This window comes from Flavobacterium sp. UBA7680, from assembly GCF_002482975.1.
Classification (GTDB): domain Bacteria; phylum Bacteroidota; class Bacteroidia; order Flavobacteriales; family Flavobacteriaceae; genus Flavobacterium.
This window is the reverse complement of the sequence record NZ_DLHA01000019.1, coordinates 67,833-92,244: the sequence shown is the minus strand read 5'-3', so window position 1 is coordinate 92,244 and position 24,412 is coordinate 67,833. Positions and strand designations below refer to the sequence as shown.

Here is a 24,412-nt window from a genome sequence, read left to right as displayed (position 1 = left end):
TGTAATTAGTTTCATTTTACGGATTTGTTTTTAGGTATATATGAAATAACGAATTGTTGGGTATCTTATTTTTTTTACTTGCTTAAGATTAGATTAAATTTTAAATCAAAAAAACTATTTTCTAAGCAGTCTGCACGCCAAAAAGATAACCCACGAGTGCTGACATTGCCATGGCAAAAGTACCCCAGATGCAGATACGCATCACAGCTTTAAAAGTATGGGAACCTCCTGCTTTAGCGGCAAGTATTCCCGATAATGCCAAAAAGAGTATGGAGAAGCCATATTGATAAAAAACCATTTCTTTGATAGGAGCAAAAATAGCCACCAAAAGAGGCAATAAACCTCCAATGATAAAGGATATGGCCGATGCAAAAGCTGCTGTAAGCGGGTTGGCCTGTGTGATTTCATTAATTCCGAGTTCATCCCGCGCATGGGCTTCAAGTGCATCATGAGCCGTTAATTCGACAGCAACCTGTCTGGCTAGTTCTTTATTTAATCCTCTTTGAATATAAATATCCGTTAATTCTTCCAGTTCCTCTTCAGGTAAGGTTTCAAGAGCGATTTTTTCTCTTTTCAAATCTGCAGTTTCTACATCAGACTGGGAACTTACCGATACATATTCGCCTGCCGCCATAGAAAGCGCACCTGCTACTAAACCTGCTACTGCCGCAAGCAAAATAGGTTCTCTTGTTACACTCGCCGCCGCAACACCAATGGCTAAACTGGTAGTGGATAAGATTCCGTCGTTTGCCCCCAGGACAGCTGCCCTGAGCCACCCGCTTCTATTGATATAATGAACTTCAGTCTCCATAATTCGTAATTTATTTTAGTTTAATCCAGTCCGGACTTTTAGATATTTTTTCAACACCTCCAAAATTAGTTTTTAGAAACTGTCTTATTTGTAACGATGTTTTATTTTGTGTAGCACTTTTACAGTCATTGATATCATAAATATGAATCTGCTTTGCATTTGTGTTTGTAACAAATGAAATTCGGGATATTGAATCCTTATATTTCTTAATCTCATTTAACATTTCGCGATTTGGCACTACAACAAGTATATTTTCCCAATCAAGAAAATTCTTAGGGATATCCTCACGGTATTTCAATCCTAAAAATTCGAAAAAGGCTATTATTTTTTGGTCGTTAAGTTTATTAATATCTAAATCTATTTCTTCCAGCATAGTATGAAACTTTGCCTCATTGAGAATTACACCCATATTAAAAATGTTTGTGTTTTTATTGTAAAATTACAGTAACCTGTTGTAAAATAATATGTTAATACCTGGAGAATGATTCTAAATTTTAGTATACAATTTTTGGTTAGTGTTTCAATGAAACTTTTTAAAGCTGTTTTATTAACGATATCCACAGTAGAAATTTTTGAGACCACTGCGGATTATATTTTTTTTAAACAGCTTTTTAAATGAGATGATCAAAGTACATTACCTGATTTCAGAATGCCTGATTTCTCCCCCTGTAGTGCCTGTTTGCTGACCAAAGTATAAAACAGCCAGACAGTATACCAGTATAGCCAAAGCAATATAATTAGCATAGGATTTCTTTTTCCAATTGCTCCATAAAGCGACTATCGAACTTAAACCCAATACATAAGATAGTAAAGCAAATACTTCTGCTTTTTCTTCATGTTCATGGATTAAACTTTTAGAGATTCCGTCAATTTGCTTTACCACGTCCTCGGCGCCATCGCCTGTTGCTATTGCCGCAAATGCCGTTATTGCTCCCAGTATAAAAATACAGTAAGCCGTTCTTTTTACAATTTCAGATTTTACTATAAATCCGCCAATGAGTACCAATAAACCTACAACGGGTATGATAATAGGCAAGTGGTTCAATACTAAGTGATAATGTGCTCCGTTCATAATGTTTTGTTTTAAATTATTAATTTTTTATTCCTCTTTATTTTTCATTTTCATTAGTAGGGTGTAAGCTCCATTGGTAACAATTTTTTTATTTTTGAACTTTTCAGGGTTTAAAATCTCCAAATAGCCGTTTTCTTTGGCTCCCACGGTAACTTCTGTCATTTCATATTGTTGCTTTCCGGTTTGGGTAAAAACATAGTCTTTACTCTCAAAGGTTACAATACTTAATTCAGGTAATGCATTGGCTAAGCCCGATGTTGTTTCTATTTCGGCATTCATGTACATACCCGGTAAAAGGTATTTGTCATACTTTACAAAATGGCAATGTACCTCTGTGTTTCCGTTAGAGTTAATGTCTTTATTGATAAGTATGATTTTGCATTCGTACTTTTTATTGGGCGCTGCATTACTGTAGGCAATCACTTTTTGCCCTATAGCAAGCTCTGCAATATTGGTATCATAAACATTAAGGTTTAAGTGAATATCACTTGGATCTATAAGCTCAAACATTACTTCACCCGGAGCGATATATTTCCCTATATTAATGTTGACCTTGCTGACAAAACCCGTTATGGTACTCAAAATGCTGATACTTTTAGAAATTTTATTGGCTGACAAATGATTCGGATTGATATTAATCAGTTTGAGTTTTTCTGATAGAGCGTTTACTGTTATACGAAGATTACTTACTTCAGATTCTGCTAGTTGTGTTACTTTATCACTGCTGGCTTTAGACTCATTAAGATCTTTTTGGCGTGTGAATTCCAACTCTGCAAAATGCAGTTTGGATTTTGCCATAAGATAATCTTGCTGTAGCTGAACATATTGCTGATCTTGCAAAGTAGCAATGACTTCACCTTTTTTTACCTGCATTCCGGGTAAGAGCTTACTGTTTATCAAATATCCTCCAAGCGGAGCATTTACAGATACTAAATTTTGTGGCGGAACATCTATTTTTCCGTTTAATTTTATAACCGTAGCAATATTTTTCTGTGTTAATTGGGCAGTTTTGATATTTGCATTTTTGAATTGCGCATCAGTAAGTATTACACTATTTTCGTTCACAGGTTTTTCTGTTACGGCCTGTTCTTCGGTCGTGTTTTTGCATGCGTTTAGTATAAAAAGCATGCTTATAAACAAGGATATATTTTTCATTTAATTGTTAATTTGAAGTAATAAAATTAAGTTCGATACTGCTCTGGTTTAGTGCTCTTACAGCTTCTAAATAATTGCTTTGTATGTTAATGGCCTGATGGATTACCATTACAAAATCCAGGAAATTAATTTCACCGTTACTAAATTGTTTATTAGCTGTTTCTTTAATCAGTGTGGCATTTGTTAAGCCTGAGTCTTCAAAATATTGCGTTATTTCGGTATTGCTTTTATGAGCAGCCATTAATTGTTTATATCGATTCTGTAAAAGCTGCAATTGCATTTGATATTCATTTTCTGCAATACTTTCTCCAACCTTAGATGCTTTTATTTTGGCACTTTGGCTTCCTGAAAAAATAGGGATTCCCAGTCCGGCCTGTACTGAGCTAAAGCGATTGCTTCCGTCATAATAGTTATTGTCAGGTCCTATGCCTTTAAAACTATTGTTAAAGTAGCCAATAGTGAGATCCGGCAAATATTTTGACTTTTCTAATTGCGTTTGTGCTGCAGCATTATTCTTTTGCTGCTGCGCGAGTTTTAAAAGGATATTATTCTCAATTCCATTATTCATGGGAACAAGAGGACATTTATAGCTTTTTTCTACAGGAACAAGAGGCATTTCTGAATTCAAAAGCACCTGAAGCTCTAATAAGGTGGTCTGCATCTCTTGCTCTAGCTGCATCAATTGTATCGCAATGGCAGCCCTTTGGTTTTCGGAAGTGGTTTTTTCCAGAATATTGCTTTCTCCTTTTTGCAATCGAAGGTTTGCTTTGGCATAAAAATCATTGAAAAGGGTATCGGCCTCTTGCAGCAGTTTTTCTTTTTCTTTATAATATAGAAAGGTATAAAAAACTTCTGTTACGGTCTTTTTAATTTCCTGCTCCTTTAATGAAGTATTTAATGCCGAAGTTTTCCATTGTTCTGATAACAGCTGTTTTTGTTTTTTATATATCGTAGGAAAGGCAATAGTCTGTGAAATCCCAAAGCGGGTATCATCATAAGCACTGTTTATTTGTCCTGCTTCTGCAAAAACGGTTGTTTTAGGAATATCAGCTCCGGATTTAATGAGCGCCTGCGTGTAAGCCGTTCTAAGTTTTTCGTTTTTTATACTATTGTTTTTCTCTGTTGCCATTTTTAATGCTGTCTCAAGACTTATTTTTTCCTGCGCATTTACAGCTGAAAAAACAGAAAAGAAAATCAGAACAAACGCTGCTTTTTGAGTTAAACTTTTTATTTTAAAGCCTTTTTCAAACAAGATATAGAGCAGGGGCAATACAAATAAGGTCAAAAACGTAGCGACTAACAAACCGCCTATTACCACTGTTGCCAGAGGGCGTTGTACCTCTGCACCTGCGCCGTTGCTTAAAGCCATTGGCAAAAAGCCCAGCGAAGCGACAAAAGCTGTCATTAATACAGGACGAAGTCTTGATTTTGTTCCTGTTAAAACAATTTGGGCGAGATTTTTCATTCCGTTATTTTTAAGTCGGTTAAATTCAGCTATTAATACAATTCCGTTTAAAACGGCTACTCCAAACAAAGCAATAAAACCAACACCGGCACTAATGCTAAAAGGCATACCACGTAAGGCCAGGAAGAATATTCCTCCAATTGCCGATAACGGAATTGCGGTATAAATAAGCAGTCCATGCTTAACGGAATTGAACGCAAAGAAGAGTAAAATAAAAATAAGTACCAGTGAAACAGGAACGGCAATCATAAGGCGGTCTTTGGCCTGATTTAAATTCTCGAATGCACCGCCATAAGTAACATAATATCCGGTAGGCAATTTTAGTTCTTTGTGTACTTTGGCTTGTAATTCATTTACGATACTTTGTACATCTCTGCCTTTTACGTTAAAACCTACTACAATTCTGCGTTTTGTGTCCTCACGCTGTATTTGATTGGGACCATTTTTAATTTCTACAGTAGCAAGTTGCGATAAAGGAATCTGACTTCCGTTTGATGATGGGATCAGCAGATTTCGAATATTCTGGATATCTTTTCTCTCATTGGCCTTCAGGCGTACCACCAGATCAAACCTTTTTTCCTGTTCAAACACCAAGCCTGTGCTTTGTCCTGCAAAAGCAGTATTAATAACCTTATTAATATGAGCTATTGATAAATTATGTTGGGCAATTGCTGGCCGGTTATAGGATATAATTACTTGTGGCATACCGCCAACGGGTTCTATAAATAAATTGGCAGTGCCGTCTACCTTGCTAATAATTTTGCCCAGTTTGTTTGCCGTCAGGGCTAATGTATCCAGGTTTTCTCCAAATATTTTGAGCACAACATCTTGTCGGGCTCCCGTCATAAGTTCGTTAAAACGCATTTGTACCGGAAATTGAAATCCTGTCGTGATTCCTGGAACATCATCCAGGGCTTTGCTCATTTTAGCCGATAATTCATTAAAAGTTTTAGCAGAAGTCCATTCTTTTTTATCTTTTAAAATCACCATCATATCACTGGCTTCCATTGGCATTGGATCTGTAGGAACTTCCCCGCTGCCTATTTTGGTCACTACTTTTAATACTTCCGGAAATTGGCTCTTGAGTATATGCGCCGCTTTCTGGGTGCTTTCTATAGTGGTATTTAAGTTACTGCCGGTAAGCACTCGCGTGTCTACTGCAAAATCACCTTCTTCAAGAGCGGGTATAAATTCGCCTCCCAAAGTAGTAAGTGTTATAACAGCCAATACAAAAAGCAGTAGGACAGAACCTAATACGGCTTTTGGAAAACGAAGTATCTTTTTTAGGGTATTTTGATAGCTGTTTTCAAGGCGTTTCATTACCCGGTCTGAAAGATTCTCTTTGTGTTTTGTTTTTTTGCTTAGAAAAAAAGCACTCATCATCGGAATATAAGTCAGAGACAAAATAAAAGCCCCCAGCAGAGCAAAAGCAACTGTTTGTGCCATAGGCTTAAACATTTTGCCTTCGATTCCCTGCAGCGTAAAAATAGGCAGGTAAACGATCAATATGATGATTTGTCCAAATACGGCACTGTTCATCATTTTACTGGCTGAACTTGTAACGGTTTTATCCATTTGATCAGCAGTAAGTGAGGCATGTTCCTTATAGGCCTTATTACTGGAGAGATGATGCATGATGGCTTCAACAATAATTACGGCACCGTCTACAATTAATCCAAAATCCAGCGCTCCAAGACTCATTAAATTCCCGCTTACCCCAAAGAGATTCATCATGCAGATAGCAAAGAGCATGGCCAGGGGAATTACCGATGCAACGAGTAAACCTGCCCTAAAATTCCCCAGAAAGAGTACCAAAACAAACACCACAATTAAAGCACCTTCGAGTAAGTTTTTCTCCACTGTACCAATGGCATTATTGACCATTTTTGTTCGGTCCAGAAAAGGTTCAATTTCAACGCCCACAGGAAGTGTTTTTTGTATTTGGGTAATTTTTTCTTTTACATTTTTAATCACCTCACTACTATTGGCCCCTTTAAGCATCATGACAATTGCTCCGGAAACTTCGCCTTGATCGTTATAACACATTGCCCCGTACCGTGTGGCAAAACCGGTTTTTACCTGAGCTACATCTCTTATAAACAACGGAGTGTCATTGTTTTTATTGGCAATGGCGATATTCTCTATATCGGCAATATTGCCAATAAGGCCCTCACTGCGGATATAAAGCACGGTTGGTCCTTTTTCTATATACGAACCACCTGTATTTTGATTGTTGTTTTGAACCGCTGCAAAAACATCATTAATGGTAATCCCGTAAGCATTGAGTTTATCAGGACTAATGCTGATTTCATATTGCTTGAGTTTACCGCCAAAACTGCTCACTTCGGCCACTCCTTTAACACCTAGTAGTTGTCGTCTTACAATCCAGTCCTGAATCGTTCTTAAGTCCGTTACATTGAATTTTTGTTCATACCCTTTTTTGGGTTTCACCACATATTGGTAAATTTCGCCAAGTCCTGTAGATATTGGCCCGAGTGTAGGTGTACCTATGCCTTGCGGAATCTCATTTTGTACCTGCTGCAAGCGTTCGGCAACTTGTTGTCTGGCCCAGTAGACATCAACATCATCATCAAAAACAATAGTGACCAGAGAGAGTCCAAATCTGGAAAAGCTGCGAATCTCTTTCATACCGGAGATGTTGCTATTGGCCTGTTCTATAGGAAAAGTGACCAGGCGTTCAATATCAGTGGCTCCAAATGAAGGGGCTATGGTTATAATTTGTACCTGGTTGTTTGTGATATCCGGAACTGCATCAATAGGCAGGCGAGTGGCCTCATAGGATCCATAGCCAATAAGGGCAATTATAAAAAGCCCTACAATGAGTTTATTCCTTACGGAAAACTCAATTATTTTAGTAAGCATAAGTTTGTTTTGTTAATCGTCGTTATAAAAAAATAAGGAATAGCAAAAACACGCGCCATTTGACGTGAAAGTTTTAAGCCAATAAAAAACGATTAACAGTTTCTGGGTGGCTGCCAGATAGACGAAAGTGAAATGGAAGAATAGGCAAAAGAATACGTATATAAATTTTGTTTTTTATACGTAAAATTCACTTTTTGTATGGTTTTGTATTCTTGTATTAAAGGATAAAATACAACAGAACTGATATTGGTGTGTGATTTAAAAGGTAACTTCATATCCTTAGCATAATCGGCATCATATACATCTGGTCCCTGATAATGAATGCATAAAAACTCAAGAATTGTTAAGGCAGGATTTTGTTCTTTATGTTCCACATAATGTTCTACCATTATAGGCAGCTTTATAAATTCTACCAACTGCGTTATAGAAAGCAGGTAGACCGATAAAAATAATATGGAAAGGTATTTTTTCACAATTCAAAGATAACTAATATTCTTATGATATTTCAGGTAACTACTTGTTTAGAAATGTTGTAAATAGTATGTGTGTACATTTAGGACATTTTTAGGTGTGCTAGTAGGAGTAAAAAAACTATTATAAGCAGAAAGATAAATAAAGACTTATCATTAAGTTTTTTCTTACTCATTAGAATGGTTCTAAATGTTAAATTTGATTGTTTTTTTATTTCAATTCACACTAAATTAGCCGTTGCATAAAAACAACTGTTAAAAAAATGCCTTATTTTTTATTTATCAGCTTTTACAAGATTACATGCCCAATTACATAGCATTACCAATAAACTTATCCTGTAGTAATTTAATTAGAAATATTATCCATGTATACTATAAATACGCAGCTGGCCTATTTTAAATACAACTTAGATTCTAAAAAGTTAATTGTAAATATTAAATGGTTTAAACTTGATACGTTTAGCAATTTAAATTTACAAGCGCTTTCTTTTAATAAATCAGATCTTGAACTATTTAAGCGTTTTATAGCTAAGAATCAACCTAACTTTCCCGGTTCTTATTTTGTTGAAGAAACCACAAAAGAAGGTTTTGCTATGCTGATCAATAATGAATTATCTCAAAGTGCATTGCCCTATTATCTTATTTTATCCAAAAATCCAAAGTTGAATTTGGGTAATTCGATTCACCAGGCTGAAATGATAATCTTGATGGATGAAAATTATGAATTCCCTATTAATTATACTTTGGATTTTGACGTAATAGGAAAAATTGAAGTTTATAAACAGGTGAAAGAAGAGAATATAAATTAAATCAAAAAAAATCAATTTACGGTTTATATTATAGAATATTTTTTAGCACATCAGCTTACTTAGATCACATAAGATTCTGTATGGATTAAAAAAGATGGAAATCAGAATGAATCGGTAATTTTGTAAAAAGACACTATTATATTAATTATTTTTTAGGAGTTTTTCCCGCTATACGCTTGAATCTTTGCGGCGAACCCCGCCAAAAAGGATTTCCGCTTCACCCGAGCGAAGCGAACTGGCGAAGCAATCTTTTGTGCCCAGCCTCGGGTCAATTGTATATAATATTATTTTTTAGGAGCTTTTTCCCGCTATCCGTTCCAATCTTTTATGCCGAACCCCGGCATAAAAGGATTTCACTGCTATCGGGGCTAAGGGCTGCCAAAGAGCCCTGTTTTTTGTGTTGGAGAGATGTACATTCAAACCCAATTGATGTCTTTCTATTCAACACAGCGACTTGTCTTTCAGCTTTGCTGTACACTCAGCTTTTATACTGATATAATAAAACAAATTATATTTCAGCTCTTTATACTAATAAAAATTAGAAAGGTTATATAAAAAAGGCACCAATTGTCTTCAATTGGCGCCTTTTGGCTTGTTTGTGACCTCTACGGGACAAATTTCAACAAAATTTATGGAAGATTTAAAGAGATTGGCTTACTACTGGTAGTAGCTGTCTTCCATTGGCTTTATGAATTTGGTTTGGATGTCCCGTTGGGGATTGAAGTAAAAATGTATTTAGTTTGTATATAATTTTGTACCAAAATGGGATTTGAAAAATTTTAATTTGTTTACTTAAATTTTAAAAAAAAAACGGCCTTAATTTTTTGTGGCATAAAAGGGATTAGGTCCGCAGCTAATGCCAAGAGTTTACCACAAAACTAATAATATTGAGAATTGAGATAATAGACAGCTTGACAACCTACAGTAGATGACAAAAATAGGTATAATTTCAAAAAAATAATATTTCAAAATTTGCTTGCCAATAATAATAAAATTTCGTGATCCGTATGTTTTAAAAAGAAATTGTCATTGCAGCATATCAAATTAATAGTGAACAATAAAATCTGTTTGATATCAGATATTGAATTGATAGATATCATTTTTCTGAAATTCTATTTAGTCTAATTTTATCCCTTATTAATTCCCTTTACAGAAGACGTAAATCATTTCAGTTATCGTTCCATTTTTCTGCTCGTTAATTTATTTAGCTGGAACTTAAAATCTTCAGATTAAGCATTTTCAATTTTGTAAAAGGAAAATTAACAAACAAACAGATGAAAACAAAGATATGCATATTGGTTGTCATGGCCGTACTGTTATATTCCTGCCAAAAAAAGGATTGGACAGGTTCAAATGAAAATGGTATTGAGACAGATTCAGCTGAGATCTCTGGCATCAGTGAAAGGATGGTTAGAAAGTGGTTTTTAATGAACAGGGAATCAGACAGTATAATGGCTTCGGCACAGCAGACTATACAACAGCAGAGAAGCGAAGTGGAATCACATCCGCCAGATGAGCGCGAGTACATAAATACATGTATTGGGGAAGCGCAACAGCATCTTGATCAATTGAAGAAAAAAGTAAAATATATTAGAGAATTTGCAACTCATATTGAAAAATATGATCCGGCTTTACAGCACACAATTGACTCCTTAAAAGAAGACTATTTTCAGGAGAAATTTAAGTTAGAAGAGGCTTTAAAACAGTTAAGATAAACGTCCAACGCAAATGTTCTTTATTTCTCTAAAATTTGCTCAAAGATAAGTCAAAGAAGGATAAAAGCGATTGTCTGAAGATTCCTATTGATAAAATACCAATTTAAGGGATCAAAAATATAGGTCAGGCAGCACTGTTCTGGTTTCATTATTAGAAATGATTTTTATTATATGCTATCTTTTGGATTTCAAACTTAGCATAACTGTGATTTCCTGTGTATAATTTCCACGATGCTTCTGCTGCAAAGGGGATTTTTATATTATCAATTTCCTTATAGTTAGACATCCTGCAAATCCATTTTTCTCTTTTTGCAACGGTCATGAACCGTTGTGTTTCCATTGCAACAATCTGGCCGGCCTCATTAAATGTGACAATATAATCAAAAGAGACCTCTTTGTAAGAGAACGATAATTTGGCTGTATCTGTATTCAGTGCTGACCATTGTATCTTTTCTGATGGCAATAAATTTGTTGGAAACCATACGCTTTCAGACACCCAGCGCTGCAGCTCAGCTTCATTAAATGTAATGCCTTTGCCATCTACTGCAGTAAAAATATTCATTATTGAAACTTTTAGATTTCCTATATCGGCAATGTAACTGTCGATGGCGGTGAACATTGAAGTTGTGCCTTTCCAGATAAATTGTGGCGGCTGAACAGAAAAGTACTCTTCGCCCGTAATAGTGATGTACTCTTTTTTCAAATTGGTTTTGAATAATCCTTTGTGTTCTAATTGAACTGAACTTATGTAATGCTGTCCGTCTTTCAAGGCATATTTAAAATATTGCTGAACAGGGTAGGGTAATCCAGTTAGTTGACTGCTGTTATAGATTTTATCAGAGAGAGTTTCTGCATTCTCTAATAATTCAGAGACTTGCTTTTTGAATTTGAAATGCATACTTGTTTTTCCCAAAAGTAAAATAAGTAGTATAATTCCAATGATACTACATGTAATTGTCATTATAAATAAGATTTAATAATATGGGATTTAATCGTTTTAAGAGCATAGCTATTTCTTGTTTGCGGCAATAATGCAAGAATTAGCATCGGAATGGAGTAAAGCATATAGAACATTTGTAGCCAGCCTACTCCTTGGATAAAATATGTTTCAACCTGTATCCAGACGATAAGAATAAAAGCGACGTAGATACTGCAGCTCCACGACCAGTGCATATCCTTAAAGAGATTGAAATATTCCATAAAAGGAATAATAGGTTTTTTGATCAAAGACCATACAATTAAAATTGGGAAAATTCCTAAAACAAAAAATAAGATAATTCCGGGAATAAGAAAATCAGAGAAAGGGGAAGATTTCAGGATAGATAAAGGCAGTCCGCCCAATAATTTACCGGAAGGTGAAATAATCAGTGCCATGCCGCCGCCAATTGCACTTAGTGCGAGAAATAAGAGAAATAAAATATGTATCAATTGGCCTTTCTTTTTCATCTGAATATTTTCTTTTAGATTATTATTTGAAATACGCGGCATCTTTTTTAAGTTTCGGTTTTGTGTATCAAAAAGCATTAGTGCTTTTTATTTCGAAATGCTATAAAACAATCTCAACTACAGTGGCAGCATATTGCATCAAAGGTGCTTGATAAGAACCTGTCCTAAAATGATCTGCAGCATTTGAAAATATGATTCTCGACATATTTCTAAGGCAGCTGTGTATTGAAAGGTTAATGATATTAAAGATGTTTCTTATCATTTATTATACGGACTGAAATCATTTTTTTTCACTTCTTCATTTGCCATCTTTGCCTGTTGAATTAGGTGATTTTCTTCTTAATGAGCACCTTTCAAAGGTTAAAACTTTAAAAAAAAATCTAATGAAAAAAAGTAATGATGTTTTAAGTAAAGAAGTTGTTGAAGGCCTTAAATGGGAGCCTCTTCTAAACTCTGGTAAAATCGAAGTTAGTGTCCATGAGGGTATTGTCACTCTTTCGGGAACCGTTGATAACTATAACAATAAAAAGCAGGCTGAGCATACCGTAAAGCACATTTCGGGGGTTAAGTCTGTTATAGACAATATAGAGGTTAAACTTTCTGCTTCATCCATTAGAAATGATCAAGATATTGCAGCTTCGGTAATTAAGGCACTAAAGGAAAAGTGGGCTGTCCCTAATCACAAGGTAAAAGTTACAGTGAACGATGGATGGGTCACACTGGAAGGTATTCTGCATTGGAATTTCCAAAGGAAAGCCGCAGATAATGCTATTCGGTATCTGGATGGTGTTAGGGGAGTTATTGACCAGATACAGATAGAAGCTGAAATAAATAATGAAATCGAGAAAGAAATTGTACGCAAAGCACTCAGTCTCAGCTGGATTCTTGATATTGGCAATATTAAAGTCAGAGTAGACGGCAAAACTATATTTTTAAGCGGTATTGTCAGTTCGCTTTATCAGAAGGAGGAGGCCGAAAGAATTGCATGGGATACCACTGGGGTATGGTACGTTGACAACGAACTTATTGTAGAATTTGATTGATAGCAGAAAAAGTAATTCATAATTGGATATTTTAGGCCTGATTCACTGTTTAAAAAAAATAAACTGCTTAGCATTTATTAAAGCGTATATTTGAAACTAAACCTGTAAATGAATAAACGGTAATTACCAGATTATCTAGGATGTACTCACTGACAATCAGTAGGGTTTTATCAATTTAAGCTGGTTGGGAATAAGATATAATCTTATTTTTTTGCTGTTTATTATAAAACTTAGCTAAGACTTTCCAACTTACCTGCAACGAACCTATTTTATCCTCGAAGTATTTATTAAACTTCGGCATTTAAGCAGGTAAATTTTTGGATTCCTGTGCCTTGAGGTAAATGCGCTAAAAAACAATTAAAAGACAAGTCATGCATAACATAAAAAATATTCTGCCTAAGGCTACCAGGCAGGACTTCCCCATAGTAGGTATTGGTGCTTCTGCAGGTGGGCTTGAGGCTTTTACCGATTTTATTGGTGCTATTCCTGAAGATTCTCATATGGCTTTTGTTATAGTGCAGCATCTGCATCCATCGCATGACAGTATGCTTACCGAACTTCTATCCCGTGTGGCTAAAATTCCAATAACTGAAATTACAGATGAGATTCAATTGGCTCCAAATACCATTTATGTTATTCCGGAGAACAAAATACTGACCTCTTTTGATGGTGTGCTGAAGCTGGGTCCGCGCATAAAGGATACAAAAAATCAGACAATAGATATTTTTTTTACTTCATTGGCCGAGATTCATCTTAATTTAGCCTGTGGCGTACTTCTTTCGGGAAATGGATCTGACGGTACTTCTGGACTTAGAGCAATTAAAAAGCACGGAGGAATTACATTTGCTCAGAATAGCGGAGCCTCCCATAACGAAATGCCGCAGAATGCAATTAGCGCAGGTGTTGTAGATTATATACTTTCACCGGATAAAATAGTGGAGAAATTAATAGAAATTTCAAAGGAAAAATTTCTTGAAGTCGATGATAATCAGCTTAATGATGAAGCAGTTTTTCAGGAAATTATTAAAATTCTGCACCTTCACAGCGGTGTTGATTTTGGTTTTTACAAACAAACCACCATACACCGGCGTATTGCCAGAAGGATGATATTAAGCAAAATCACTACTTTGAGGGACTACCTTAAAGTTTTGCGCGGTGATAAACTGGCTGCCGAAGATTTATTTAATGATCTGCTCATACCTGTAACGGAGTTTTTCAGGGATATTAAAATTTTTCAGATAATAAAGGAAAAAGTTTTCCCCTTACTTGCTGAGAGAGTGACAGAAGGTAACGCAATTCGCGTATGGATTGCGGGATGCTCTACAGGGGAAGAAGCTTATACAATAGCCATTGCCCTTCACGAATTTTTAGGAGAGAATCTACTGGGAAAGGAAATTCAGATTTTTGCGTCAGATATTTCAGAAGTAGCAATTGCCAAGGCGAGAATTGGATTTTACATAAAATCTCAAATGCGTAATGTTTCCCCAGCCGTTATTTCTAAATATTTTACAACAAGCAGCAGTGGGTATACTATTAAAAGACAGATCAGGGATTTATGTGTTTTCGCAGTTCATAACTTTCTCGCGGATCCTCCTTTTGCCAGAATGGATTTAATTACCTGCAGGAATGTCTTTATCTATATGGATGCCTTTTTGCAAAAAAAAGCATTAAACACATTTCACTACGCTTTAAAGGAAAGCGGGTTTTTATTTTTGGGAAAATCAGAAACCACTGTTCCTGCGGCTGATCTTTTTCAGCCATTTGACAAAGCGGGAAAAATTTACGTAAAAAAAGAGGTTTCCGGCAGGTTGCTGCGTTCGGGCTGGGGTGTTGGTGATAAATTGAAAAGTTTTAAATCCGATATTCAAAGAAAGGAAATTATAAAAGAGGATTTTAGAAAAAGCGCCGAATCTATTTTGCTTTTGGAATATACTCCTGCCAGTGCCATCGTAAATGAAAATATGGACATTGTACACATTAACGGGAGCATTGCAGAATTTATTGAACTCTCTGTAGGAAAACCAACATTTAATATGCTTAAAATGGCTCGTAAAGGCCTTGCTTTTGAGCTTCGTAATTCATGGCATAATGCCAAAGAAACCGGGGAACTTGTAATAAAAGACGGAATTCAGATTAAAAATAAAGGCAGTATAAGTGAGATTACTATTGAGATACGGCCGCTCTCTGATACCTCGGAACCTCATTTTTTAGTGGTATTTTATAAAAAAAACATGAACAGTCAGCAACCCGCCACTATGGAGCTTACTACTGAGGAAATACGTGAGAATGTTAACTTAAGAAAGATTGCCCAGCTTGAGAAAGAACTGGCCAAAATACACGATGATGTAAATGCAATAAGTGAAGAGCAGGAAGCTTCCAACGAAGAATTGCAGAGCGCAAATGAAGAACTGCTGAGCGGAAGCGAGGAACTCCAAAGTCTCAATGAAGAGCTCGAGTCCTCCAAGGAAGAGCTGCAGTCCAGCAATGAAGAACTTTTGCAGATTAACCAGGAGCTTTTAAACAAACAGCAGGAAATCAATATTTCCAAGAATTATACCGAGGCTATTGTAGCCACGCTGCGTGAACCAATAGTTATACTGGATAACAAACTGATAATAAAAAATATTAACAGGGCATTTTCCAAGAAATACAACATTACCAAAGAGGAGGCAACGGGCAGGCTTATTTATGAAATTCAAAATCATCTTTTTGATAATATGCCCATGCGAAAAATGCTGGAGAAGGTTCTAGAGGAAAAAATTCAGCTCGATGATTATCAGGTATCGATAAATCTTTTGCCATACGGTGAAAGTATCATGCTGCTAAATGCCAGACAGGTCACTAATGAAACCAGTAAAAAAGAATTGATCCTGCTGGCTATTGAAGATATTACCGAGCGCCGTAATGTTGAAAAGAAACTGAAGGTCTTGTCCGATGATCTGGAGATTAAAGTCCAGGAGCGCACAGTGGATTTACTTACTGCCAATAAGGAATTAGAAAACTCTGTCCAGCAATTGCATATTGCCAATAAAAAATTACATGAATATGCCTATGTAGCCAGCCACGATCTGCAGGAACCACTGCGCAAAATATTGATGTTTATAAGCAGGATTTTGCAAATGGAGGAAAAAATTTCTGAGCCTGCACTCTTGCTGCTTGAAAAAATCAGCCAGTCCTCAGCCAGGATGAATACGCTGATCCAGGATCTGTTGGCCTATTCCTATCTTGATAACCCCGACAGGCAGTTTTCAGCAGTTGACCTAAATGTGGTTGTGGAAAATATTCTAATTGATTTTGAGCTTTTGGTACAGGAACGCAACTTTGATATAAAAGTTGGTCAGCTGCCCGTTATCAGAGGCATTCCACTGCAGATGAACCAGCTGTTTTATAACCTGATCAGTAATGCAGTTAAGTTTTGTAAAAATGACGGTGGGGTTTGCAAAATAGAGATCAGTTCCAAAAAACTAACCGTTACACAAATTAAAAAGCATCCCGAATTGGATTTTAAACTGCAATACTATGAGATAGTTGTTAAAGACAATGGTATTGGTTTTAATGAACAATATGAAAATAGAATTTTTACTATTTTTCAAAGACTTAACAGCAGTAATGCCTATCAGGGTACAGGTATTGGGCTTTCGATTGGAAAGAAAATTATCGAAAATCATAATGGGATTATTTTTGCAAAAGCCAAGGAGAATATTGGGGCAGAATTTCATGTGATACTGCCAGTTTAAAATTAGCTTATACTGTAAAAAAAGTTTTTTACAGCTTTAATACCTAAAATTTTTTTATGATGGAAGAAGACCTTAGATATTTAGAATTTATTACCCTGAATTCTAAAGAAATTATCGAAAAGCAGGTAGGTTCTAACCGCCAACAGCATTCCTATGCCGCAACAATTATCGGTTTTACAGTACTATTTATTCCCTTTTTTTTAAACAGTTTAGAAGGAGGGAATCAAACTATTCAATTAATTACCATTGTCCCCATTGTATTATTTATAACCTCTATCCTTTTAATGCTGAGTATCTTTAGAAATAAACCACTTGACCAGGCTTTATCTGTAACAAAATATGAAGCATTAATCAATAAGTCATATAAGGAAATTCTGCACTATGAAATTGAAGCAAATAAAGTATGTTATATCAAAAACAATCTTGCCACTCTCAAAGCAAATAAAAGGTATAATCAGGGCATCGGTTTGACAACAATTGCCATTTCTATTGCAATTATTCTTTTATTGCTGAATTCTTTTATTACCATTGATAAAATCCCAACAAAGGTTCAGGTAGTCAATACAACCAAATAATGAATAAAACCTGCAAATTTATCGTTCCGATATAACAAAATTTTATTTGATTTTCTCGTTGATTTAATATACAGGGCGGGAGTGCTGGATGGAATCCTGCGGTTCATGGCCGCCAAGAAAAGGGGAAGATGGCTTTGCAGATAGTGAATTATAAAAAAATAAAGTAAAAATTAATTTATAGAAAACTACTATTTTGCTCAGTAAGCCTGTATATTTAAAAACAAGTGGTTAGGTATACGAAAAAGGAAGTCATCGGAGTAAAATATAACCACAACATTTAGAAGGTTATTATAATTTGAAAATATTAAAAACCAATGTTCAAGCACCAGGGAAGCAAAAGAAATCTAAAACATAATCTTAAAATTGCCTCTTTGCTGTCTTTTGTGGCCGGACTGGTAAATGTAGCTGGCTTTTTGGCAGTTCAAAAATTAACGACCAATGTTACAGGACATTTTGCTTTTTTTGTGGATGAAATTTTTAAGCTTGATTTCACCCAGGGATTTATTTATTTTTTATACATATTCTTCTTTTTCCTGGGATCTTTTTTCTCGAGCCTGCTTGTGGAATTTCTTCTTAGAAAAAATGAGAAATACAGCTATGTAATTCCAACAGCCATTGAAAGTGCGATTTTGTTTGGAATTGCAGCCTTTGGAGAACATCTAATTCTCCGGAGCCCGGATGCTATAGCGTATAGCTTATTGTTTGCAATGGGCCTGCAGAATTCACTGGTAACAAAAATCTCAAATGCCACAGTGAGAACAACACATCTGACGGGTCTTTTTACAGATCTTGGAATTGAATTGTCCCAATTGTTTTTTTACAGTGAGAAACTCTTTAGAAAAAAGCTCTTTGTATCGATAAAATTACGGTTGACCATTATCAGCTTTTTTTTCATTGGAGGAATTACAGGGGGTATTTTTTATTCCAGTATGGGACTGCATGTTTTGCTCATTGGTGCAGCGGCCCTGCTTTCAGGTCTTTTATATGAGAGGATCAGGTTTGAAATTGTCTTATTGGAAAGAAAATACGGGTATAAGATAAATACTAAAGACAGGCAGTTTTAGGATCGGGCATCGGGTTCAATAGTGCCGATTAAAAAGCCATACGGCATCAATAAGGTGATATGATCGCAGACAATTTTAAGAAGTGCAGTTAAGGGAATTGCCAAAATAAGGCCGGGTATTCCCCAAAGAAGTTCTCCCAGTACTAGTGCGATAATGGTAAAAAGGGGATTTATTTTTACTTGCGGCCCTATAATCAGAGGTTCAAAAATCCAGGTTTGTATAATTTGTATGATGCCATAACTTATTATAATTCCGGCAAGCATGATGGGTTGAGCCCCATTTATGGCAGCAAAAAGAAGGGTCAAAACAGTACCTGTAATATTACCGATGTATGGAACGATTTCCAAAAGACCGCAAAGGACTGCAAAAAAAATAGCATTTTCAATTCCTGTGATACTAAAGGCAATACCATACATAATCCATAACAGGAAAATCATTTTGGAGACACCTGTCAAATATTGATAAGAAATATGTGCCGCACTCTGCAGGATATTTTCCATTTCTGGCTGTTGCGCTTCCGGTGTAATTTTGAGCAGGAAATTTTTGATATGATTGCGGTAAAGCAGTAAAAAAACAAAATAGACCAGCACCAGAATAAAAGTCGTAAAAAAATAGGTGGCAGATCCTAAGACGCTCTGCAGTATATTAGAATAGGAAGGCTGTTCATTTTTCAGGATAATAAATTGCTCATCCACAGAAATATTCAAATGATCAAAAATATATTTCTGTATATGGGTTCCCGATTCAATTGCCCTTTGCTTGATAAAGGCTAAATCCATTAAAAGCTCCGAAATTTTGAAGCCTAATATCGTTATGACCATAAAAATTACAGATAAGAATGTTAGCAGGCAAAACAAGATAGCAATACTTCGGGATATTTTTTTACTTTCAATCCAATTGCAGAGCGGCAAAAATAAGGCCGCCAGAATCCCTCCAATACTCAAGGGAATCAGAAGGTCTTTGGCAAAATACAATCCTGTTAAAATTAAAAACAAGAGAAACAGTTTTTTTATTATTTGGCTAAGGGAAATTCTCATGGTTTAAATTCTTTAAAATTACGCTTCCATAGTTTTACCAATTCGTACCAGATTACAGATAAAAAGCCAATTCCCACTGCGACGCCTAAAGGAAGGGCCTGCAGAGGCTCAAATGTAAAGAATGCCGCAAACGGTTTTACATAAAGCAGTAAACCCGTAACGAAAATGGTAGTTCCTATAATGATAGGAACTAAATTATTTTTATAGCGCAGCGTGGTAAAAATAGAGTAATAAAAAGAACGGTTCATCAAGGTTAGAAAGATATTGGCCGTTACCAGTACAACAAAAACCATGGTTCGGGTATGCTGTTCATTATACCCCTGATAAATGCAGTATTGGTAGATAAATAAAGTTCCAATGGTAATTACGATTCCCTGAACAATACTGGTGGAGAGTTCCTTCCAGTTGAAAAATGTTGATGTGAAAGTTCTGGGCTTCTGCGCCATGGTATTTTTTTCCATAGGTTCATTCTCATATACGATAGAGCAGGTAGGGCCCATGATGAGTTCCAGGAAAATAATATGGATCGGTGAGAATATATTGGGATATCTCCAGCCCAGTGCCAGCGGAATGAAGACAGTAAATATGATAGGAATATGGATTGAAATGATAAACTGAATTGATTTTTTAATATTGGCATAAATTTTCCTTCCCATTGCAATGGCATGCACCATTCTCGAGAGGTCATCATTTATTAGTATAAGGGATGCCGCCTGTTTGGCAATTTCCGTTCCCTTTCTGCCCATCGCAATTCCGATATGCGCTGCCTTTAATGCCGGACCATCGTTTACGCCATCACCGGTCATGGCCACAATTTGCTTATTTGCTTTCAACGCATTTATAATTTTTAATTTGGCCTCGGGAAACATTCGGGTAAATAAGTTGGTATCCATAACCCTTTTTTTGAGCTCCTTCTTGGTGAGTTTCATCAGTTCATCACCGGAAATACTTTTGTCATATCCCCGGAAACCTATCTGCTCTGCAATGGAGGAGGTTGTCAGGGCATTATCACCAGTGATGATTTTTACCTGTATGCCGGCTTTGTAAAAATGCTGTAAAACCAGTTTGCTGTTCTTTTTAGGAGGATCATAAAAAGCGAGAAGACCGATAAATTCAAATTTAAATTCCTGCTGGGTTTTAGGATAATTATCAGAGGCAAAACGGGTTTCGCCTACTGCCAGTATGCGGTAACCTTCAATGGACAGTTCCTCTATTGCTTTTAGGATCATCTTCTTTTCCTCTGCGCTCAGTGCAGCTGTCTGCATCAGTGCTTCACTGCCTCCTTTGGCAGCAATGATTCTGGTGCCTGATTTATTTTCAAAAATATGGGTCATCATGGGAGGTGTTCCTGACAGGGGGTATTCATGTACCAATTTGAAATCAGGACGTTCGTCTTTTTGGACCACTTTTGTATACACCTCGTGCAGGGCAATTTCCATAGCATCAAAAGCAATAGGCTCGCTTGCCCACATCGATAAGGAAATTAACTTTTTTTCCTCTTGGGACAATGGGTCTTCGATATCGGTAATTTTAGCAGATTTTAAAGAAAAAATCTTGGCCAGGCTCATTTTGTTTTCAGTTATGGTACCTGTTTTATCAATGCAGATTACAGTGGCACTTCCCAGAGTTTCAACTGTTTTCATCTGTTTGACAATAATTCCTTCTTTCATCATGCGCCAGGCACCAATAGCCATGAAAGTGGTAAAAGCAATAGGGATTTCTTCAGGCAGAATGCTCATTGCCAGGGTGAGGGCTTTAAGTAAGCTGTCAAATATGTTATAGGAATGGAAATAGTTGATTGCCAATACAATCAAAAAAACAAGTGCGCCGACAATGGCCATTTTTTTAACAAAACTGCCGATTTGAATCTCTAAAGGTGTTTTTTCCTCTTTTATTCCCTCAAGGCTTTTGCCTATTTTTCCCAGGCCGGTATCGCTTCCAATGGCACTTACAGTGGCGATGGCCAGTCCTGCTGCAACTGTGGTGCCTTGATAAATAGTATTGTCTTTGGTAGATTTATCTTTGCTGACTGACATTGATTCCCCGGTTAGAATCGATTCATTTACAGAAAAATCATTGGAATGACTGATGATTCCATCTGCAGGGACCAGAGCACCTTCTTCAACCAGAAGGCTGTCGCCCATAACAATATCTTCTGTTTTAATTTCCACAACGTTTCCATTTCTGACCACCTTGCATTTAGGCTTCGTGTAATTTTTTAATTGCTCCAGGGCGTTTCGGCTCCTTGCATTTTGATAGGAAGAAATCGCTGCAATCAAGACAATTGCGGATGCTAAAAATATACCATCAGCAGTTTTGCCGCTAATAAAATAAATACTTGATGCTACCATTAATAAAATCATCATCGGTTCCTTGATCATGCGTAGCATCGCAGCAGTATATCGGTTCGTTTTTTTGTAGGACGATATATTTTGCCCATATTTTTTCCTCGCAGCAAGGACTTGTGCAGTGGTTAAACCGTCCGTATGGAATTTATTTTCAGTCATTGTTGTTTAGTTGTGGTGTGCTTTCATTGTTTTATTTACTTTCTGAAAACAAGTATTGGAGTACTGCTGTCAAAACCAAACTCTTTGGTTTTACTGGAAAGAAAGTGACGTTCAAACCAGTCACGGTTCTGTTTGGTAAACATGACAATGATTGATGGTCTAATTTTCCGCATATCCACTTCTAAATGATTCAGTAAAGAAAATTCGATATTTAATTTTTTAAAGTTAAATGATACTTTATCAGATTGATAGTTGTGGGCTATGGCATTAAAATCGTTCTTAAAATTGCCCTGATCAAGAAATTCACTGTAATGATAAACTGCAATATCGGCATCAAATAGAACGGCGAATTTCTTTACTAATGGAAGTTCAACACCAATTTTGGCAAGATCCGAGGCATATAATAAATGATTCAGCGGCCTCATGCGATAGGTATAAGGTACAATCAGAAGTGGAATAGGGGAAGTAGTAATCAATTGTGAGGCCGTAGTTCCAATAAGCTGATTAAAAATGCCGGGGCCTGATGTATTGATACAGATGTAATCTACTTTGTATTTTTGAGCAAAAGCAATAATGGACTTAGCCACGTGAGTCTGGTTCTCGGTAACGAATTCTGCCTTGCCAACCAGTTTTTTAGTTGTTTTGTAGATGGAAAGTATGAATTTTTTAAGTTTATAATCCTGCGTGGTTTTCTTATAATAGTTTTCAATACTATCGCTCAGCTCTTTTGTATTGACACTGTAGAATATAAGTTCACAAGGTGTCTGGCAAGCAAACTGAATAGCAAATCGTATCCCTGCTTTTGAGATATTTGAAAAGTCTGTGGTAACGAGTATTTTTTTCATGGTATTTACTTTTAAACTTCAATAATTATTTTAGCTTACTTTGGACTTCCTTAAGTTGGAAAGTTCAAGAAAAAGTTCTTTTTCCTTCCCTGTAAGCTCCACGGGTATTTTGAGGATGTAAGTGATGTATAAATCTCCAAAATGATTGTCATTTTTATAAATAGGAAAACCTTTGCCCTTTAATTTTATCCTTGTCCCGCTTTGTGTTCCGGCAGGCACTTTGAGTTTTACTTTTGTATCGAAAGTATTCACGGCAATTTCGCCTCCCAGCACGGCAGTAAAAAGATCGAGCGGGGTATTTGTATACAAATTATTCCCGTCCCGCTTAAAATCGGGATCATCCGCTATTGAAAAGGTTATAAATAAGTCACCATTTGGACCTGAGTTAATTCCATTGCCGCCATGACCTGTAATTTTTACGACCTGCCCATTTTCAACTCCGGCCGGAATGGTGATCCGGATATTTTTATGGTTAACTTTTATGGTCTGACGATGGGTTGTGTAGGCATCTTTTAAAGTCATCTGAAATTTAGTGCTGAGATCTTCTCCCCTGAACCTGGATGACGATCCTCTCTGTGCATTCCCATTTCCATAAAAGGATTGGAAGAATTCCGAAAAATCACCTGCTGAATCACCAGACTGCTTTCTTTCAGTGTTTTGTCGTTGGCTGGGATTGTAGCCTGATTTTTCAAACTCTTCTGCCTGTTTCCAGTCTTTTCCATACTTATCGTATTTTTTCCGGTTCTCCACATTGGCCAGCACTTCGTTAGCCTGGTTGATTTCTTTAAATTTTATCTCAGCCTGCTTATCATTGGGACTCAGATCAGGATGGTATTTTCTGGCCAGTTTTCGATAGGCTTTCTTGATGTCTCCCTGACTGGCCGTTTTCGGCACATCGAGAGTTTTATAATAATCTATAAATTCCATCGCGACAGTTTTTAGGTTAAGATTTTTCTATTTCAGTTTCATTTCATTGACCTGCAGATTTAACTTTTTCCATTTTGATTTATCTAAATAAAGCGTGTCTATATCGGTGGTCCACTCCATAAAAGGTGCTAAATAATAGATACCAACTATTCGTTTTTTATATCCAAATGCAAACCGGTCGCCTCGAAGCTGATAATTGACAGTCTGGTTTTTATTTTCAATGTTCCTGTAAAGTACAGTTTGTGTTTTCCAGTCTCCACCCCATGTAAAGAAAGCCTTTAGTCCGCAAAGTATTCCAATGCTTATAAAAACTAAAATCATAGACCAGCTGCTCTGTAATTTTTTAAAAAATTGACCAATAATGATTACCAGTGAGGATATCGCAAAGAAGAGAAAGAAAAAATGTACCCGATAGTCATTAATATGAAACTGGGTGTATCTGTTAAGTAATATGATACTTGCTGATATTACAAAAATGATATAAAGAGGTATGGATGATTTTTTTATCTGTGCTAACATGGTTTTATTATTTATGAATGTTATTTACCTTGCGTATGAAATCTGCAGTTGCAGTATCCGCAGCTGTTCCATAACCATCCACAAGGGTACCTTTTTCTTTATCAAAGGTTTCAATTGCGTACATAATAGCACTGTCCTCTGGATTGGATTCGCCTTCAAAACGATAAAAATGTGTTATTTGTACCTGATCAGCACTATAACAACTATTTGTTTTAAGTGATACCAGACTCTTTCCATGAATCTCGAATTGGGAGGTAAATCCTTGTTTTTCCAGTTCAGCCATTACAATGACCAGGCTGTCCATATTTACTTTTTCCATAATTTTTTTTTAT

Annotated in this window: 20 protein-coding genes; 6 read left to right on the top strand and 14 right to left on the bottom strand. The window is 36.2% G+C overall.

Annotation, left to right across the window (positions count from 1 at the left end):
- Window positions 1-121: 121 nt before the first annotated feature.
- From B3C18_RS05365 to B3C18_RS05340, 6 genes are all read right to left on the bottom strand, one after another.
- Window positions 122-811, bottom strand: coding sequence for a VIT1/CCC1 transporter family protein (locus tag B3C18_RS05365; protein ID WP_291143565.1), 690 nt, complete (start codon window positions 809-811; stop codon window positions 122-124).
- Between the two features lie 10 nt (window positions 812-821).
- On the bottom strand, window positions 822-1,220 hold the full coding sequence (locus B3C18_RS05360) for a hypothetical protein (protein WP_291143563.1): 399 nt from the start codon (window positions 1,218-1,220) through the stop codon (window positions 822-824).
- 225 nt (window positions 1,221-1,445) lie between these two features.
- A complete protein-coding gene (locus tag B3C18_RS05355) occupies window positions 1,446-1,883 on the bottom strand; it encodes a hypothetical protein (protein WP_291143559.1) in 438 nt (145 codons plus the stop codon).
- Between the two features lie 27 nt (window positions 1,884-1,910).
- Window positions 1,911-3,038 carry an efflux RND transporter periplasmic adaptor subunit gene (locus tag B3C18_RS05350; RefSeq protein WP_291143556.1) on the bottom strand — a complete coding sequence of 376 codons (1,128 nt, stop codon included), beginning with the start codon at window positions 3,036-3,038 and terminating at the stop codon, window positions 1,911-1,913.
- 7 nt (window positions 3,039-3,045) lie between these two features.
- Window positions 3,046-7,386 (bottom strand): CusA/CzcA family heavy metal efflux RND transporter, encoded by a 4,341-nt coding sequence (locus B3C18_RS05345; RefSeq protein ID WP_291143553.1) that lies wholly within the window; start codon window positions 7,384-7,386, stop codon window positions 3,046-3,048.
- A 92-nt stretch (window positions 7,387-7,478) separates the two neighbouring features.
- Window positions 7,479-7,775 carry a hypothetical protein gene (locus tag B3C18_RS05340; RefSeq protein ID WP_291143550.1) on the bottom strand — a complete coding sequence of 99 codons (297 nt, stop codon included), beginning with the start codon at window positions 7,773-7,775 and terminating at the stop codon, window positions 7,479-7,481.
- A gap of 446 nt (window positions 7,776-8,221) precedes the next feature.
- On the opposite strand from B3C18_RS05340, the gene B3C18_RS05335 reads away from it, so the two are divergent.
- Window positions 8,222-8,665 (top strand): hypothetical protein, encoded by a 444-nt coding sequence (locus tag B3C18_RS05335; RefSeq protein WP_291143547.1) that lies wholly within the window; start codon window positions 8,222-8,224, stop codon window positions 8,663-8,665.
- Between the two features lie 1,274 nt (window positions 8,666-9,939).
- A complete protein-coding gene (locus tag B3C18_RS05330; RefSeq protein ID WP_291143544.1) occupies window positions 9,940-10,380 on the top strand; it encodes a hypothetical protein in 441 nt (146 codons plus the stop codon).
- Between the two features lie 151 nt (window positions 10,381-10,531).
- On the opposite strand, the gene B3C18_RS05325 is transcribed toward B3C18_RS05330, so the two are convergent.
- Together B3C18_RS05325 and B3C18_RS05320 are read right to left on the bottom strand one after the other, a co-directional pair.
- Window positions 10,532-11,341: a DUF6544 family protein gene (locus B3C18_RS05325; RefSeq protein WP_291143541.1), complete on the bottom strand. Its 810-nt coding sequence runs from the start codon at window positions 11,339-11,341 to the stop codon at window positions 10,532-10,534.
- Window positions 11,341-11,826, bottom strand: a complete 486-nt coding sequence (locus B3C18_RS05320) for a hypothetical protein (protein ID WP_291143538.1) — start codon at window positions 11,824-11,826, stop codon at window positions 11,341-11,343. Before B3C18_RS05320 ends, B3C18_RS05325 begins: the two co-directional genes overlap by 1 nt.
- A gap of 383 nt (window positions 11,827-12,209) precedes the next feature.
- Between B3C18_RS05320 and B3C18_RS05315 the strand changes: the two genes are divergently transcribed.
- The 4 genes from B3C18_RS05315 (at window position 12,210) to B3C18_RS05300 (ending at window position 18,245) form a co-directional block, all read left to right on the top strand.
- On the top strand, window positions 12,210-12,869 hold the full coding sequence (locus B3C18_RS05315; protein ID WP_291143535.1) for a BON domain-containing protein: 660 nt from the start codon (window positions 12,210-12,212) through the stop codon (window positions 12,867-12,869).
- Window positions 12,870-13,240: 371 nt separating this feature from the next.
- Window positions 13,241-16,606 carry a CheR family methyltransferase gene (locus B3C18_RS05310; protein ID WP_291143532.1) on the top strand — a complete coding sequence of 1,122 codons (3,366 nt, stop codon included), beginning with the start codon at window positions 13,241-13,243 and terminating at the stop codon, window positions 16,604-16,606.
- Between the two features lie 56 nt (window positions 16,607-16,662).
- A complete protein-coding gene (locus tag B3C18_RS05305) occupies window positions 16,663-17,181 on the top strand; it encodes a hypothetical protein (RefSeq protein ID WP_291143529.1) in 519 nt (172 codons plus the stop codon).
- 314 nt (window positions 17,182-17,495) lie between these two features.
- Complete coding sequence (locus tag B3C18_RS05300; RefSeq protein WP_291143526.1) at window positions 17,496-18,245, top strand: YoaK family protein; 750 nt, start codon at window positions 17,496-17,498, stop codon at window positions 18,243-18,245.
- Here the strand turns inward: B3C18_RS05300 and B3C18_RS05295 are convergent.
- The 6 genes from B3C18_RS05295 to B3C18_RS05270 are packed head-to-tail and all read right to left on the bottom strand — an operon-like array spanning window position 18,242 to window position 24,399.
- Complete coding sequence (locus B3C18_RS05295) at window positions 18,242-19,282, bottom strand: AI-2E family transporter (RefSeq protein WP_291143523.1); 1,041 nt, start codon at window positions 19,280-19,282, stop codon at window positions 18,242-18,244. The two genes, B3C18_RS05300 and B3C18_RS05295, sit on opposite strands and share 4 nt — an antisense overlap.
- Window positions 19,279-21,789, bottom strand: a complete 2,511-nt coding sequence (locus B3C18_RS05290; RefSeq protein WP_291143520.1) for a cation-translocating P-type ATPase — start codon at window positions 21,787-21,789, stop codon at window positions 19,279-19,281. The genes B3C18_RS05295 and B3C18_RS05290 overlap by 4 nt, the downstream gene beginning before the upstream one ends.
- 35 nt (window positions 21,790-21,824) lie before the next feature.
- Window positions 21,825-22,634, bottom strand: a complete 810-nt coding sequence (locus B3C18_RS05285) for a universal stress protein (protein WP_291143517.1) — start codon at window positions 22,632-22,634, stop codon at window positions 21,825-21,827.
- 30 nt (window positions 22,635-22,664) lie between these two features.
- Window positions 22,665-23,561: a J domain-containing protein gene (locus B3C18_RS05280; protein WP_291143514.1), complete on the bottom strand. Its 897-nt coding sequence runs from the start codon at window positions 23,559-23,561 to the stop codon at window positions 22,665-22,667.
- A 27-nt stretch (window positions 23,562-23,588) separates the two neighbouring features.
- Window positions 23,589-24,080, bottom strand: coding sequence for a hypothetical protein (locus B3C18_RS05275; RefSeq protein WP_291143511.1), 492 nt, complete (start codon window positions 24,078-24,080; stop codon window positions 23,589-23,591).
- A 7-nt stretch (window positions 24,081-24,087) separates the two neighbouring features.
- A complete protein-coding gene (locus tag B3C18_RS05270) occupies window positions 24,088-24,399 on the bottom strand; it encodes a hypothetical protein (protein WP_291143508.1) in 312 nt (103 codons plus the stop codon).
- Window positions 24,400-24,412: the final 13 nt, after the last annotated feature.

Excerpts from the sequence above, each read along its gene's own strand:
- B3C18_RS05365 (WP_291143565.1), bottom strand. The coding sequence starts at position 811 with ATGGAGACTGAAGTTCATTATATCAATAGAAGCGGGTGGCTCAGGGCA.
- B3C18_RS05360 (WP_291143563.1), bottom strand. The coding sequence starts at position 1,220 with ATGGGTGTAATTCTCAATGAGGCAAAGTTTCATACTATGCTGGAAGAA.
- B3C18_RS05355 (WP_291143559.1), bottom strand. The coding sequence starts at position 1,883 with ATGAACGGAGCACATTATCACTTAGTATTGAACCACTTGCCTATTATC.
- B3C18_RS05350 (WP_291143556.1), bottom strand. The coding sequence starts at position 3,038 with ATGAAAAATATATCCTTGTTTATAAGCATGCTTTTTATACTAAACGCA.
- B3C18_RS05345 (WP_291143553.1), bottom strand. The coding sequence starts at position 7,386 with ATGCTTACTAAAATAATTGAGTTTTCCGTAAGGAATAAACTCATTGTA.
- B3C18_RS05340 (WP_291143550.1), bottom strand. The coding sequence starts at position 7,775 with ATGGTAGAACATTATGTGGAACATAAAGAACAAAATCCTGCCTTAACA.
- B3C18_RS05335 (WP_291143547.1), top strand. The coding sequence starts at position 8,222 with ATGTATACTATAAATACGCAGCTGGCCTATTTTAAATACAACTTAGAT.
- B3C18_RS05330 (WP_291143544.1), top strand. The coding sequence starts at position 9,940 with ATGAAAACAAAGATATGCATATTGGTTGTCATGGCCGTACTGTTATAT.
- B3C18_RS05325 (WP_291143541.1), bottom strand. The coding sequence starts at position 11,341 with ATGACAATTACATGTAGTATCATTGGAATTATACTACTTATTTTACTT.
- B3C18_RS05320 (WP_291143538.1), bottom strand. The coding sequence starts at position 11,826 with ATGAAAAAGAAAGGCCAATTGATACATATTTTATTTCTCTTATTTCTC.
- B3C18_RS05315 (WP_291143535.1), top strand. The coding sequence starts at position 12,210 with ATGAAAAAAAGTAATGATGTTTTAAGTAAAGAAGTTGTTGAAGGCCTT.
- B3C18_RS05310 (WP_291143532.1), top strand. The coding sequence starts at position 13,241 with ATGCATAACATAAAAAATATTCTGCCTAAGGCTACCAGGCAGGACTTC.
- B3C18_RS05305 (WP_291143529.1), top strand. The coding sequence starts at position 16,663 with ATGATGGAAGAAGACCTTAGATATTTAGAATTTATTACCCTGAATTCT.
- B3C18_RS05300 (WP_291143526.1), top strand. The coding sequence starts at position 17,496 with ATGTTCAAGCACCAGGGAAGCAAAAGAAATCTAAAACATAATCTTAAA.
- B3C18_RS05295 (WP_291143523.1), bottom strand. The coding sequence starts at position 19,282 with ATGAGAATTTCCCTTAGCCAAATAATAAAAAAACTGTTTCTCTTGTTT.
- B3C18_RS05290 (WP_291143520.1), bottom strand. The coding sequence starts at position 21,789 with ATGACTGAAAATAAATTCCATACGGACGGTTTAACCACTGCACAAGTC.
- B3C18_RS05285 (WP_291143517.1), bottom strand. The coding sequence starts at position 22,634 with ATGAAAAAAATACTCGTTACCACAGACTTTTCAAATATCTCAAAAGCA.
- B3C18_RS05280 (WP_291143514.1), bottom strand. The coding sequence starts at position 23,561 with ATGGAATTTATAGATTATTATAAAACTCTCGATGTGCCGAAAACGGCC.
- B3C18_RS05275 (WP_291143511.1), bottom strand. The coding sequence starts at position 24,080 with ATGTTAGCACAGATAAAAAAATCATCCATACCTCTTTATATCATTTTT.
- B3C18_RS05270 (WP_291143508.1), bottom strand. The coding sequence starts at position 24,399 with ATGGAAAAAGTAAATATGGACAGCCTGGTCATTGTAATGGCTGAACTG.